This is a genomic window from Peptoclostridium litorale DSM 5388 (assembly GCF_900141635.1).
GTDB classification, from domain to species: Bacteria; Bacillota; Clostridia; order Peptostreptococcales; family Peptostreptococcaceae; genus Peptoclostridium; species Peptoclostridium litorale.
The window spans coordinates 149,815-163,665 of the sequence record NZ_FSRH01000002.1; the positions used below are offsets into that span (position 1 = coordinate 149,815).

General features: G+C 40.5%; 12 protein-coding genes and 1 riboswitch. Of the genes, 2 read left to right on the forward strand and 10 right to left on the reverse strand.

What is annotated here, in order from left to right; genetic code table 11:
* Window positions 1–10: 10 nt before the first annotated feature.
* From rbsB to BUQ87_RS02495, 10 genes are all read right to left on the reverse strand, one after another.
* Window positions 11–916: a ribose ABC transporter substrate-binding protein RbsB gene (gene rbsB, locus BUQ87_RS02450; RefSeq protein ID WP_038265115.1), complete on the reverse strand. Its 906-nt coding sequence runs from the start codon at window positions 914–916 to the stop codon at window positions 11–13.
* A 59-nt stretch (window positions 917–975) separates the two neighbouring features.
* Entirely contained in the window at window positions 976–1,908 is a 933-nt protein-coding gene (gene rbsC, locus BUQ87_RS02455) for a ribose ABC transporter permease (RefSeq protein ID WP_038265112.1), read from the reverse strand.
* Entirely contained in the window at window positions 1,908–3,407 is a 1,500-nt protein-coding gene (gene rbsA, locus BUQ87_RS02460; RefSeq protein ID WP_038265110.1) for a ribose ABC transporter ATP-binding protein RbsA, read from the reverse strand. The genes rbsC and rbsA overlap by 1 nt, the downstream gene beginning before the upstream one ends.
* A 13-nt stretch (window positions 3,408–3,420) precedes the next feature.
* Window positions 3,421–3,828, reverse strand: coding sequence for a D-ribose pyranase (gene rbsD, locus BUQ87_RS02465; protein WP_038265105.1), 408 nt, complete (start codon window positions 3,826–3,828; stop codon window positions 3,421–3,423).
* 22 nt (window positions 3,829–3,850) lie between these two features.
* The gene (gene rbsK, locus BUQ87_RS02470; RefSeq protein ID WP_038265104.1) at window positions 3,851–4,753 is read right to left on the reverse strand and encodes a ribokinase; all 903 of its coding nucleotides are present in this window, start codon (window positions 4,751–4,753) and stop codon (window positions 3,851–3,853) included.
* A 15-nt stretch (window positions 4,754–4,768) separates the two neighbouring features.
* The gene (locus BUQ87_RS02475; RefSeq protein WP_038265102.1) at window positions 4,769–5,782 is read right to left on the reverse strand and encodes a LacI family DNA-binding transcriptional regulator; all 1,014 of its coding nucleotides are present in this window, start codon (window positions 5,780–5,782) and stop codon (window positions 4,769–4,771) included.
* Window positions 5,783–6,174: 392 nt separating this feature from the next.
* Entirely contained in the window at window positions 6,175–6,612 is a 438-nt protein-coding gene (locus BUQ87_RS02480) for a YaiI/YqxD family protein (protein WP_038265100.1), read from the reverse strand.
* A 78-nt stretch (window positions 6,613–6,690) separates the two neighbouring features.
* A complete protein-coding gene (locus tag BUQ87_RS02485) occupies window positions 6,691–7,428 on the reverse strand; it encodes a class I SAM-dependent methyltransferase (protein WP_038265097.1) in 738 nt (245 codons plus the stop codon).
* A 42-nt stretch (window positions 7,429–7,470) separates the two neighbouring features.
* A complete protein-coding gene (locus BUQ87_RS02490; RefSeq protein ID WP_052636130.1) occupies window positions 7,471–8,091 on the reverse strand; it encodes a class I SAM-dependent methyltransferase in 621 nt (206 codons plus the stop codon).
* A gap of 315 nt (window positions 8,092–8,406) precedes the next feature.
* A complete protein-coding gene (locus BUQ87_RS02495; protein ID WP_207647164.1) occupies window positions 8,407–10,527 on the reverse strand; it encodes an Ig-like domain-containing protein in 2,121 nt (706 codons plus the stop codon).
* A 124-nt stretch (window positions 10,528–10,651) separates the two neighbouring features.
* Window positions 10,652–10,739: riboswitch (cyclic di-GMP riboswitch) on the reverse strand.
* A gap of 309 nt (window positions 10,740–11,048) precedes the next feature.
* On the opposite strand from BUQ87_RS02495, the gene BUQ87_RS02500 reads away from it, so the two are divergent.
* Together BUQ87_RS02500 and BUQ87_RS02505 are read left to right on the forward strand one after the other, a co-directional pair.
* A complete protein-coding gene (locus tag BUQ87_RS02500; RefSeq protein WP_038265091.1) occupies window positions 11,049–11,735 on the forward strand; it encodes a response regulator transcription factor in 687 nt (228 codons plus the stop codon).
* Window positions 11,710–13,740, forward strand: coding sequence for a sensor histidine kinase (locus BUQ87_RS02505; protein WP_052636129.1), 2,031 nt, complete (start codon window positions 11,710–11,712; stop codon window positions 13,738–13,740). Before BUQ87_RS02500 ends, BUQ87_RS02505 begins: the two co-directional genes overlap by 26 nt.
* The last annotated feature ends 111 nt before the right edge of the window (window positions 13,741–13,851 follow it).

Sequence of the window (13,851 nt, forward strand, 5' to 3'; positions counted from 1 at the left end):
TTTTATGCTATTATTCAGTTACAAGCTTAAGATCTACTGGTATGAACTGCTCAACAGTTTCCCCTGCTATTATCTTTCCTGCAGTTTCAACGCCAAGCGCTCCTATCATGTCCGGCTGCTGAGCCACAGTTGCCGCCAATTTTCCTTCTTTAACTGAGTTTACGGCATCTTCAGTAGCGTCAAATCCTACAACCATTATTTCTTTTCCGCTAGCCTCTATAGCCTGAAGCGCTCCTAGAGCCATTTCATCGTTGTGAGCGAATACAGCATCTATTTCCGGCTGAGCTTGAAGTATGTTTTCCATTACCTCAAGTCCTTTTGTTCTGTCAAAGTCTGCAACCTGTTTTGCAACAACTTCAAAACCTTCTTTTCCCTCTATCGCCTCATTGAATCCCTTACCTCTGTCTCTTGCCGCTGAAGTTCCAGCTATTCCTTCAAGTTCCACAAGCTTTGCACCTTCTGCGAATTTTTCAACTATGAACTCTCCAGCCATCTTTCCACCTGCAACATTGTCTGAAGCTATGTGGCATACAACATCTCCGCCGTTTGCTCCTCTGTCAAGAGTAACCACTGGAATATTTGCCTCATTTGCAGCCTTAACCGAGTTTACAACCGCATCTGAGTCAGTAGGGTTTATAAGTATTGCTGAAACACCTCTTGTAACAAGGTCCTCAACGTTTGCTATCTCTTTTGAAGGATCGTTTTGCGAGTCAAGAACTATAAGCTCGTATCCAAGTTCTTCAGCCTTGCTCTTTGCCCCCTCTTGAAGCGTAACAAAGAACGGATTGTTAAGAGTCGATACTACAAGACCTATCTTTTGAGTTCCCTCTGTTTGTGCTTCCTCTTTAGCCCCACAGGCTGTAAGAGCTCCAATTACAAGAACAAGTGACATTAAAATCGAAATCAGTTTCTTCATGGTGAATCCTCCTTTAATTTTTATATATTTATATTTTGCCGATTGCTCGGCGCGAAGCCTTATTTGCTCTTCTTGTCGATAAGAACCGCGACAAGTATTACCATACCCTTAATCATCATCTGATAATACGATGAAACGTCCATAAGGTTAAGCGCATTTCCAAGTATGCCTATTATTAGGGCTCCTATGACGGTTCCCATTATGCTTCCCGCTCCACCTGTAAGGCTTGTTCCTCCAAGAACTACTGCCGCTATGGCATCCAGCTCATATCCTGTTCCAGCAGTAGGCTGTGCAGATGAAAGCCTCGCTGTTATTATTATCCCCGCAAGCGCGGCCATTAAACCACTTATTGCATAAACATATATTTTTATCTTATCCGTATTAAGTCCTGAAAGTCTTGAAGCTTCTTCATTTCCTCCAAGCGCATATACGTATCTTCCAAGTCTTGTCTGTGTAAGTAAATAGAAGCCCAGTGCAAATACTATGATCATTATATATATGGGTACAGGAATTTTCATAAAATATCCGGCTCCTATGCTGCTGAATGCCTCATATCCCTTTGCGCCAGTAAATGTTATGGGCTTTCCCTTTGTGAACACAAGTGTTGCACCTCTTAGTATCGTCATGGTGGCAAGCGTTGCAATAAATGGCTGTACTTTGCCCTTGCTTATAACAACCCCACTGCACATTCCCGAAACAGCTCCAACAAATAGAGTTATCGCCACAACAGCTATTATGTTGACATCTGCTGAAAGAAGACTTGCGCATATAGCACCTGTAAACGCAAGTATAGATCCCACAGAAAGATCTATTCCACCTGTGAGTATTACAAATGTCATTCCAGCTGCTATAACCGAATTTATGGAAGTCTGCCTAAATACATTCAGCATGTTCGGCCAGGTTAAAAATCTTGGATTTAAAAACGAAATTATTATTGTAAAAATTAAAAGTCCTATTATCGATTTGAATTTCATTAGCGTCTGCTTGTTCATTAGTGTTCCTCCTCTATTCCAACGGCGCACCTCATTATGCCGTCCTGAGTTGCTTTGTCCCTGCTGAATTCGCCTGTGATTTTTCCATCGTGAAGGACAATTATCCTGTCGCTCATCCCCATTATTTCAGGCATTTCTGAAGATATCATTATTATGCTCATTCCATCCTTTTTGAACAGATTTATGAGTTCATAAATTTCCTTTTTTGCCCCTACGTCGACTCCCCTGGTCGGTTCGTCCAGTATGAGTATACTTGGCTTTGTCATAAGGCATTTTGCTATGGAAACCTTCTGTTGGTTCCCCCCGCTCAAATTCTTTACCTTCTGCTTTATTCCAGGTGTTTTGATGTTGAGCCTTTTTACATAGTCACTTACAATTTCCTCTTCAATTTTCTTGTCTATATTTAGCAATGCACCCTTTAGTCCGTCCAGTGAAGAAAGGCTCATATTGTCTCTTACTGAAAGACCCAGGACAAGCCCTTCATTTTTCCTGTCTTCAGACACATACGCAATCCCATGTCTAAGTGCGTCAGATGGAGATTTTATGGAAACCTTTTCACCATTCACATATATATCCCCATGCTCATGCTTTATGTATCCAAATATGGTCTTTCCAAGTTCAGTTCTTCCAGCACCCATAAGCCCTGATATGCCTACTATTTCACCTTTTCGAACCTCGAGGCTTATATCTTTTACATACTTGTTCTTAAGGCCGTTTATACGTAGCACAGTTTCACCTTTTTCAACTTCCACCCTTGGAAACTGCTCGCTTAGCTTTCTGCCTACCATCATTTCTATTAGACCATCTTCATCCATATGCGAAACGCTTTCTTCGCCGACATATTTTCCGTCCCTTAGAACACTTACTCTGTCGCAGATTTCAAATATTTCCCCCAGCCTGTGCGATATATATATTATTGCCTTGTTTTCAGATTTAAGTTCATTTATCACCCTAAACAGACTTTCAGTCTCCTTGTCTGTAAGTGCATCCGTAGGCTCATCCATTATTATTACACTGGCGTTAAGCGAAAGCGCCTTTGCAATTTCAACCATTTGCCTTTGCCCCATGCTAAGGCTGCCTAAAAGATCTCTTGGATCCTTGTCTATATTGAGCTTTTTTAAAAGCCTGTTTGCATTTTCATTCATCTTCTTCCAATCAATATTCCCAAACCTTGTGACAGGCTCTCTTCCTATGAATATGTTCTCGGCTATGCTAAGGTGAGGTATCAGATTAAGCTCCTGGTGTATTATAGCTATTCCAATTTCCTGTGCATGCTTAGTGTCCTTCATTGACAGGGGATTTCCTCTCCAGCATATCTCTCCTGCATTCTTCGAGTAAACACCGCTCATTATCTTCATGAGTGTGGATTTTCCGGCTCCGTTTTCTCCAAGAAGCGCAAGCACCTCTCCTTCAAAAACTTTAAGGTCTACATTGTCGAGTGCCTTGACTCCCGGAAATTCCTTCGAAATGCCTTTCATCTCCAAAATAGGTTTTTTCATAGTTTGACCACTCCTAAAAAACTACTCCTGATTTTAATATCACATTTGCATATGGCGTGCATTCTCCTGTTCTTACAACCGCCTTGGAATCCCTTGTAACCTCTTTGAACTCCTCATGAGAAACAGACTTTATGATTATTTCGGGATTTGAAGCCTTTAATATATATATAAGCTTGGCGCAGACTTCTGGATTTTTTTCATATATTTCTTCAGCGATTATAGCCTCTTCCACCTTCAGTTCTGAAAGCACCGCATCTACAACTTGAAGGAATGTAGGCACACCTTGTGTAAGGGCCAGGTCTATCCTGCCTGTTCCTTCTGGAACCGGCAGCCCGCAGTCCCCTATTGTCAGCATATCTGTATGTCCCATAAGCGATATGGCATGAGATATTTGAGAATTTAAAAGTCCTGTTTTTTTCAAAGCAATTCACTCCTTGTCAAAATTAAAGCTCTATTTCATTTATATGTGGAAGCGAACTTTGAGCGCCTTCCCTTGTAACTGTAACAGATGCAACCTTTGTCGCAAATTCTATTGCTTCATCCATGGCTTTGCCATTTGCAATATAAGATGCAACACCTGCAATAAAACTGTCCCCTGCCGCTGTAGTGTCAACAGCTTCAACTTTTATAGCATCGTATTTTCTGCAAAAACCCTCGCCTAGGTGCATGCATCCATTTTCTCCAAGAGTTACTATTATCTCCTTTATCCCTTTTTGTATGAGCGAATCCGCAGCCAGCTTCACTTCACTTTCGTCTTTTGCACTCATTTTGCTTATCAGCTCAAGTTCTGTCTCATTTGGAACAAGAAGGTCTACATTCTTTATGATTTCATCTCCTAGCGGCCTTGCCGGAGCTGGATTGAGTATTGTGTATTTTCCAAGTCTCTTTGATATCTCAAGAGCATGTCTTACTGATTCTTCCGGAATTTCAAGCTGAAGCACTACTATGTCAGCTGACTCTATCTTTTCTATGTTCTCATCTATAAATTCCTTTGTAACGCTGAAATTCGCACCTAAATTTACAATTATCGAATTGTTGGCACTTTCATCCACAGTTATAATTGCAATTCCCGTGGAAATTCCATTTTCAATATGTATTCCCGTAGTGTCTATATTGTCATTTTCAAGCCCTTTTTTAAGTTCCCTGCCAAAGGCATCGTCCCCGACCTTGCCAATCATTGTGACATCGGCTCCAAGTCTCGACATTGCAACAGCCTGGTTTGCTCCCTTGCCTCCAGGTATTTGGGCAAATCCCTTCCCAAGCACAGTTTCCCCTACCTGGGGCATGCTTTCAACCTTGGATACAAGATCCATGTTTATACTTCCTATAACTAATATTTTAGACATATGAAACGCTCCCTCTTATTTCTTCTTTACCGACTCTCTTATGACTATATCGGGCTGAAGCACAAGCCTTTTTTGCTCTGCCTTCTTGCCTTCAAGTATATCTATTAGCATCTCAACCGCCCTGTAGCCCATCTCGTATTTCGGCTGCCTTATCGTTGTAAGTTCAGGCTCTATCATGCTTGATACGTATATGTCGTCAAATCCGACTATAGATATGTCCTGCGGTATGCGTATGCCTTTCCCCTTGAAACTCTTTATCGCTCCTATTGCAATAAGGTCGTTACCGCAAAAAACCCCGTCAAAATCAAGATTCTTTTCTATTGCGATTGCCGCGGCTTCATATCCCCAGTTTTCATTGAATTCCCCTTCGAGAAGCAGATCCTGGTCAAAATCTATATTGTGATTTTCAAGTGCACTCTTGTATCCTTCGAGTCTTTCGAATGAAGCCTTGTTTGTAAGCGGACCTGAAATGAATAGTATCTTTTCCATGCCATTTGATATCATGTGCTCGACGCCAATGCATGCACCCTTGAAGTTATCCGTTATAACCCTTCCCTTTATGCATTTCATATCTATGTCGATGTCTCTATCGACAAGTATTATGGGCATTGAAGTTTCCGTTATTTTTTCAAACTGGTCTTCACGTTTTGACGAAACAGCTATTATTATCCCATCTACCATTTTCTCGCTGAGCACTTTAAGGTACTCGTCTTCCTTTGAAAGGTTGTTGTCCGCATTGCAAAATATTATGGTGTAACCGGCCTTGCTGGCCATGTCTTCGGCACCCCTTGCAAGCTCGGGGAAAAATGGATTTCGAATATCCGGTATTATGAGTCCTATTGTATTAGTCCTCTTAGTCACAAGGCTTCTGGCGACAACACTAGGAGTATAGTTGTTCTCCTTCATTATCTTTTTTATCCTGTCCTTTGTAGCATCGCTTATGCTCTCATCCTTGCCGTTCATGACTTTGGATACAGTTGTTGTTGAAACTCCTGCCAGCTTTGCAATATCTTTAATTGTCATTTTCATATATATCACCCTAATTCATTCAAGGTACTATGCAAAATCTAGGTAACCGGTTTACTAAAACGTTTACCTAGATAGCTTAACACCTTTTTTATTTTTTTTCAATAAAATTTCGCGTATTTTTTACATACTATATATCTATAATATGCTTTTTATATTCACTTTAATCCTATTAAAACACAAAAACGCCTCATATTCTACATTAATGACTCATTAAAAAAGCAACTCCAAATAATATTTTCCAACAGAGCTGCTTTTGCTTTTATTCACTAAATTTTATGCTGTTCATATTTTGAAAATACCCATGCCCTGTATCCCACTTTGACACTTCTACCTTTTACAACCTTGCCATATCAAGCTTCCCGACTGCTTTCCATGTTGATCGCCCATATGTTTTAAAGCATGCTTTTAACAAGCTCTTTGAACTTGAGCTCAAAAATCTTGTCGTCGTCCTTGCTCCTCTTGGAAGTCTTCGAATACTTTTTATGCTTTTTTCTCATCTGCTGGTTCATATACCTTTTCATGAGAAGCCCCTCTATGTTGTCATCAGTATAAACTAGACCATTTTGATTTATTGCCGCAGCCTTCTTTGCAAGCGCCAGTGCAGCTACACCGTAGTCCTGAGTAACCACTATGTCCCCATTGACCGTATTGTTTATAAGAGCTATGTCCGCCACGTCACGCCCCTTTTCTACGGTTATTATCTTTGCATAGTCGTCGTATATCTCATGGCAGACATTTTTCACCATTACAAGTTCCACTCCATGCTCCTTTGCCACTTTGAGTATTATGTCCTTTACGGGACATCCGTCCGCATCAACCAGTATTTTCATATTTTCCCCTTTTTATGTTTTGATTTGTATAAGGACAGTATAACTCGTTTTTGTTGTCTGTAAAACAAATTATTTGTCTTATTTTTGCACTATATAAAACACATATCCATACCAATTTGAATATCTTCTGTAGAGTTCAATCTCAATTTCTTCTTGTTCAATCATTTCGATTGCCTGATTGTCGCTTTTGTATTTTTCCCTAAGCATAATAAGCCTTTTTTCCAGCGGATTATAGTAATCTCTCCACCAAGCCTTTTCTGGCAAAATAAAATGTTCAATCACTTTATAGCCGCACTTTTCAATAAGTGCTATGTTCGCATCTATTCCTTTAATCGCAGGATATGCCTCATCCCAAAACTGCTGAAGTTCTTTCGGTCTGTCTTCCCTCAGCCAAGAAACCTCTGTAAAAGCCATATATCCTCCGGGCCTTAAAAACTGCTTCCAGTAATTTAGTCCCTTTTCAACTCCTATTATATAAATAGCCCCTTCAGCCCATATCAAATCAAAACTGTTTCTTTCAAAATCCATTTCAAACATAGAGACATTCATTGTCTTTATATTTTCAGCCAGCCCTTCCTTTTGGGCTGTCTTTTCCAGTACTTCCAGATATGGCTGATGGTTATCTATTGCAGTTATATTGCCACTGCTTATTTTTGCCAGCTCAATTGTCTGCATTCCCGGCCCGCACCCTACGTCTAGAATTTCAGGCTCATCCGGCAAATCCGGTATAGCTTGAAATGCTTTTCTTGTGCACTCGTTAAGCCCTGGACCTTCCCTTGGCAAATTGCTGTGTATCTCGAAAAATAATTTATCCATTTTGTCCTCCCGATATTGAATTTTTTATATTAAAAACATATTCTAGTTTTTCGTTATAATATAGTATTCAAGAAAAATACCTTTTTTTATAAGCTCTGCAGTTTTGAATCCGCACTCCACTATCAAGCTTGGAAGTTTGCCAAGCAGTTGATATCTTGTCGGTGATATCCATATCAGCATCAAGTACATAATGGGGGCTGTGAGTATATGGGGAGATCCAAAATCGCAAAGAAAAAACCTCCCGTCGTCTTTTAAAACCCGGTGTATTTCCTGCAGCCCCTCTCTTTTTATCTCAACCGGCAGGTGGTGAAACACAAGGCTGGCAATGACAACATCAAAATAATCGTCTGGATAGGGCAATTCATCAATAGATGCAACATTAAAATTGATATTTAGATTTGCCTTTTTTGCCTTCTCCTGTGCATTCGATATCATTCTAGGAGCTATGTCTATCCCTTCCACCTCGCCAGATTCTCCAACGGCAGTCTTTGAAAGAATCGACAATACACCCGTTCCACATCCCACGTCTAAAACTTTTTCCCCTTTGTGAATATCCATTAATTCAATCTGTTTTCTCCTGAATCTGCTTTTTTCGGTGAAAGTAAGACAGTCATAATAGTCCGCGAGAATGTCAAGCGAAATCCCCCTTGGCTTCTTTTTCATTCCCCGCATACCTCCTTCCCCCTTGCAAATTTGTTTTTTCTTTAATTTGTACCCACAATTCAATTTTAAAATAATGCATTGCAATTGCAGTCAAAGAAAACCCTGCCAGCCATTCGCTTGCTCAAAGCCCTCCTTATGTTCCGCTTAAAAAACACCATATAAAAGGCCCCGCAGCCCGTATGTAGGGCTTTTCAGCGGCAGGGCCTTTCCACTCATTTTAAATTTTCCAATATAAGGTTTTAGTTTCTACAGCCTGATTTGCCATGACACATTTCCTCTAAAGCACATCGAAAGTGCTGCCATGCTAAAATCATGTTATTTAAAAACCTCTATGGTTCTAATCACTGTGTTATTTCTGGTTATGTGGACCTCTTTTAAAAGCTCCCCATCCTCTGATTCTGGATTAACAGCATCCAAATTGGAAGCATATCCTTTTGGAAGTTCTATCAACAAGATGTATCCGCCGATCTTAAGAACCTCTTTAGGCTCCTCCCAAGTTACCTTTCCATTGGCATTGACATGCCCTATCAGCTTGGCTTCATCTGTATATTTAGGAAGTGTTGGATCTGTTTCATAGCCAGGGTTCAGATAATCTGAATACTGAGTTTCTTCCGCGGTCTTGTCCTTGATCTCACGACCGAGAATTACATCTATTTCGTCTATTTCTTCGACAACCGGATCACCATTTTCATCCATGACTATGTCGCCATTTTCATCTATTTTGAATATTTTATAGGATTCATAAAATTCTTGACTTATTGGGCTATATCCATCTTCATGCACATCAACCACTATGAAACCTGTAGGGACTGGTGATGTTATCTTGAAATTATCCATGAACGTATTTGGTATGCCATCTGCATCATCTCCACTTGGATATTCTGGATTCTTACTCATTGATACAAAGTATGATTTTGAATTCTTTGTACTGTCCTTAAATCCTGTGGCTTCATATAGATTGAATATAACCTCTGCATCTTCAGCTCCAACTACTATTCTGTCATTATTTTCATTTTCGTCAGTCTCGTTTGTTTCTCCCAAAGGGACTTGGCTTCCCTGCTCTTCGACCTTGACATAATATTCTCCGGCGGGAAGGTTATAGCACCTTATATACACGTCCTCTTTACTCTCAAACTGGTCGACCGGCTCTGGCGAATCTGTCGTAGTCGCTGCTATATAAGCAGGGTCAGTGATTGTAGGGTCTAAAGCCACATTCACAAGGCACGAGTCCAAAACTGTGCCGTCTAATTTTTCCACATACAATGTCGCCTTGCCAGGTGCAACTCCCAAAATAGTCACGGCAAAATCCACCTCAGCAGCTGAATCTCCAGCTGTCACACCAGCTACTGTGGCAACGGTTGAGTTGTTCTCGTCAACAGGCTCGTATGACCATTTCCACTCTAGTGGTTCAATATCTGCATTATCTGGCTCTATGTTCATGCCTATAGTTGTAGTTTGGCCGGTGAAAACACTTACTGAACCAATGCTTACCGATCCATCTAAAGCATCGACAAAGTCCACGCTTTCAACCGACAGTACAGGTTCTCCCGTCACATAGATTTCCAAGCTTGCAGTATAATCCGTGCCCTCTATTTCCCCTGTAAGAATGTAAGAGCTTCCGTCTTCATTTGCCTTGTCATATTGAATTACCTGTTCTTCTCCGACTGTGTATGCACCTATCCAGTTAACATCCACATACTCGGTTGTTCCGTCATTTAATTCAACTTCAACAATGTCTGGCAATTTCACTACCTCTCCGACAATGGCATGTATTGGCTCCGGATTCAAAACTTCACCTATCCTCTTCACTGTAACTGTGCACGTCGCAGAAAATTCTTTTCCCTCTGACGTGGTTGTATCTACAACCTTAGCTGTAATTTCAACTTTATCTTCTGATGCTAAAACTGCAGTTACTTCTCCTTTTTCACTGACAACAGCCACATCTGTATTGTTTGAGGTCCATTCCACATTCTGAATGCTTGCATTTTCAGGTATAACCGATGCCGTAATAGTTCCCTTTCGTCCTTCAAGCAGTGTCATATCTGTCTTGTCTATTTCTATTCCTGATACAGGAATTCCTTCTTCCGAGCGTTCATATACAAGATTTACAGTTCTATTGAAATTCCCCTTGAACTTGGTTAACTCAAGTTTTACAAGCTCTGGCGCAACGTATCCAGGTGCAGTTCCACCCGTTATTGTACATGAGCCTCCAACAGGAACTCCTTCAAATGTGGCAAAATGGTCTGTAACTATTGTCTTGTCATAAATAACAATCGTTGTTCCATCCACTTCCTCCACCTTCTTAACCCTTACATCTACAGCTTCCTCCAATCCCGAATCAGATTCTAAAGATTCTGATACTATAACAGTTATGGTGACCATTCCACCGCCGTCAGCCTCAACCTCGAATCCAGTTGAGAAAACCAACAAAAACACCAAAAATACAATACTAATTTTTTTAAATATACTTCGCATGCAACCTCCATTTGCTTTTCTTTCAGACTTTACAGCCATGATACTTTGCACCTCCCGTTAAAAATAAAAAGCTGCCATAAATAAATATGGCAGCCAGACAATCGTAGCATTTTAAATGCTTTAGACTCTAAGCTTTGCGTCCTTGCCTTTTGGCAAGTTTGCCTTTTTCAAAAAACCTTTTAATTTTGTTATATGTATACCCCCTCGCAAATAGCGAATATCAGGAGGTTTTGTCGAATTTTGGGAAATTTATTTATTTTTTAATAAATAGATTTATTTCAATTGCCAATCCATTGCCGCCATTCAAATTCAATGAATATTCAGGCTAAGCGTGCGCTGTAAAGCAAATATTTTTATTTTTAAAAAAATCTTAAGATTTACGCCGGGCTTCTTTTAAGAAATAGATGTTATTATCTATTTAAGGCCTTCGATAAAACAATTGCTAAAGTCGAAACACAAACTGACATGAAAGGTGATAGACAATGAACATACTAGTATGCGACGATGACAAAGAAATAGTAGAGGCAATAGAAATATACCTTAAAAACGACGGTTACTGCGTTTTCAAGGCACACGACGGAGTGCAGGCCCTTAGCGCGCTGAGTCAAAATGACATACACCTGATAATAATGGACATAATGATGCCTAATATGGACGGCATGAAAACCACTAACGAAATCAGAAAGACAAGGAATATTCCAATAATGATGCTTTCTGCCAAATCAGAGGACATGGACAAGATAATGGGACTCAACATGGGAGCCGACGACTATCTTACAAAGCCCTTCAATCCCCTCGAGCTTCTGGCAAGGGTCAAATCGCTTCTTAGAAGATATGTATCCCTTGGGAGCTATACTCCAAAGACAGGAGTTTATAAAAGCGGCGAACTTATTGTGGACGACGAGAGCAAAAAAGTATTTACAGACGGTGAATGCGTAAAGCTCACTCCTCTCGAATACAAAATACTCTGCTTTTTGACTCAAAACGCCGGAAAGGTATATTCAATAGAACAAATTTATGAAAACGTGTGGAACGAGACGGCATACAATCCGGAAAACACCGTTGCCGTTCACATAAGAAGAATACGTGAAAAGATTGAGATAAATCCTAAAGAACCAAAATATTTAAAGGTGGTGTGGGGAATTGGATACAAAGTGGAAAAATATTAGATACAACAAGTTTTTAAAAAGCATGGTATTTGCAATGGCCGTAATATTCCTTACAGGCGGCCTTAGCCTGACAATATATCTGATGGATAATGCCGACGAATACATTGAAGCTGCATTTGAAAAGAGCTATATGGAGAGCAGTTCGCTAAAATACAAGCTAGACACTGTTACAGAAAATGTCATAGCGCTTTTGAAAAACTATAAAAGTGAAGATTTCATAAAAAGCGGCGGCAGCCTAAACAGCGATGCTAAAAACTATTATGACCGCTACAGTTATTCTCACGATCTGAGAAGGCTTTTCGAAACCTTCAAAAGTAGGGAGTCTGAATCTATCGACTACGATGACGAATACTCTGAAATAAGGCTCATGGAGAAGTTTGAATCCGAGCATTCAAAGGAGGTAGAATACTATAAAACCAAAGCCATAGATGATGAGCTGAAAGACTACAACAATCTGATAAACAAGCTCCAAAGAATCGACGGGCTGTACTACTACACTTCGTCATCTGAAAGCTACAGTCACATTAAGTCCCCTGAAAGTTCAAAGGATTTTTTCGAGTCACAGCCGGTTTCCCTGATTTTTGACAGCAACGGAATCAGCGTTTCAAGCAGCATAAAAAACGCAAATGTCGAAAGCTGGGAAAACTATCTTTTGAGCGAACTGAATAGTGCCAGTGACACATTATATATAGCCCTTGGGGATGAGTTCATAGGGCCTGAAAGCGAAAAATGGAGCAAAAGCAAAAAAATATTGATTCCAAACCTGTATATGCTCCTGTCGCTAGCGCTCGGATTCATGGCCTGCCTTTCATATATAGTGTATGCTGCCGGCAGGGTTGAACTGGACGACAAAATACAAATGATTGCAACGGACAGGCTGTATGTAGATGTAAGCATTGCGTTTAGCTTATTTGCCGCAACAGGGCTTTCATTTATAGCTGGCGATACATTTAACACATTCAGGTACTTTTCATTTGTGCCGTGTGCACTTGCAGTCAGTATAATAGCTGTGAGCCTTGTGTCTTCCGTGGCAAGGCATTTTAAGAATAAAACCCTTTTGTCCCACACTGTTTTTCACAAACTTTTTCACAGCATATCCTTGTTTTTCAGAAGGCTTTTAAACAGCCTCCCTCTTTCAGTCAAAATGATGCCTACTCCTGCAAGGGCATCAGACCTCAATGAAATACTTAGCGGTATAGACAGGATAAAAAGCGGAGAACTCGACTACAAGATATGCACTTTGACACACGGGGTATACAGAGACATGGCCGAAGGGATAAACAGCATAGCAGACGGGCTGAGCGCCGCCGTAAGCAATGAACTCAAAAGCGAAAGGATGAAAACGGAGCTTATAAGCAATGTCTCTCACGATATAAGAACGCCCCTGACATCCATAATAACCTATGTGGACCTGTTGAAAAACGAGGGGCTGGATTCAAAGGAGGCTCCAAAATACCTTCAGGTTCTCGATCAAAAATCAACAAGGCTAAAAAATCTTACCGACGATCTGTTCGAGGCTTCAAAGGCATCAAGCGGAAATATGCCCGTAAATCTTGAAAAAGTTGAAATAATTTCCCTCTTAAAACAGGGTATGGGTGAACTTGACGACAAGATAAGTGCGTCGGGCCTGCAATTCAAACTCGGTCACACTCAGGACAAGGTTTATGCAAAAGCTGACGGGAAACTGATTTGGAGGGTCATAGAAAATCTAATGTCAAATATCTTCAAATACGCCCTCAGAAATTCAAGGGTATATATAGACATAGCAGAGAATGAGCATAGCGTACAGATAGTAATGAAAAATATATCTTCTTATGAGCTCAACACAGATGCATCCGAGCTCATGGAAAGGTTCAAAAGAGCCGATGAATCGAGAAGCAGCGAAGGAAGCGGCCTTGGCCTTTCCATATCGCAGGGTCTCATGAGCGTTCAGGGCGGAGATTTCAAGGTTGAAATAGACGGGGACCTTTTCAAGTCCATAATGACAATTCCAAAATACAAATAGCAATAACCAGAAAAAGGGCAAAAACTGCCCTTTTTCTGGTTGCTATATAAAAAATTTAATTAACCGACACTAACCCTGTTTTTTCCATAGGTATGGCTCTGATTGAAACAA

Coding starts and splice junctions, on each gene's coding strand:
- BUQ87_RS02480 (WP_038265100.1), bottom strand. CDS start 6,612: ATGAAAATACTGGTTGATGCGGACGGATGTCCCGTAAAGGACATAATA.
- BUQ87_RS02500 (WP_038265091.1), top strand. CDS start 11,049: ATGAACATACTAGTATGCGACGATGACAAAGAAATAGTAGAGGCAATA.
- BUQ87_RS02490 (WP_052636130.1), bottom strand. CDS start 8,091: ATGAAAAAGAAGCCAAGGGGGATTTCGCTTGACATTCTCGCGGACTAT.
- rbsA (WP_038265110.1), bottom strand. CDS start 3,407: ATGAAAAAACCTATTTTGGAGATGAAAGGCATTTCGAAGGAATTTCCG.
- BUQ87_RS02475 (WP_038265102.1), bottom strand. CDS start 5,782: ATGAAAATGACAATTAAAGATATTGCAAAGCTGGCAGGAGTTTCAACA.
- rbsB (WP_038265115.1), bottom strand. CDS start 916: ATGAAGAAACTGATTTCGATTTTAATGTCACTTGTTCTTGTAATTGGA.
- rbsK (WP_038265104.1), bottom strand. CDS start 4,753: ATGTCTAAAATATTAGTTATAGGAAGTATAAACATGGATCTTGTATCC.
- rbsC (WP_038265112.1), bottom strand. CDS start 1,908: ATGAACAAGCAGACGCTAATGAAATTCAAATCGATAATAGGACTTTTA.
- BUQ87_RS02485 (WP_038265097.1), bottom strand. CDS start 7,428: ATGGATAAATTATTTTTCGAGATACACAGCAATTTGCCAAGGGAAGGT.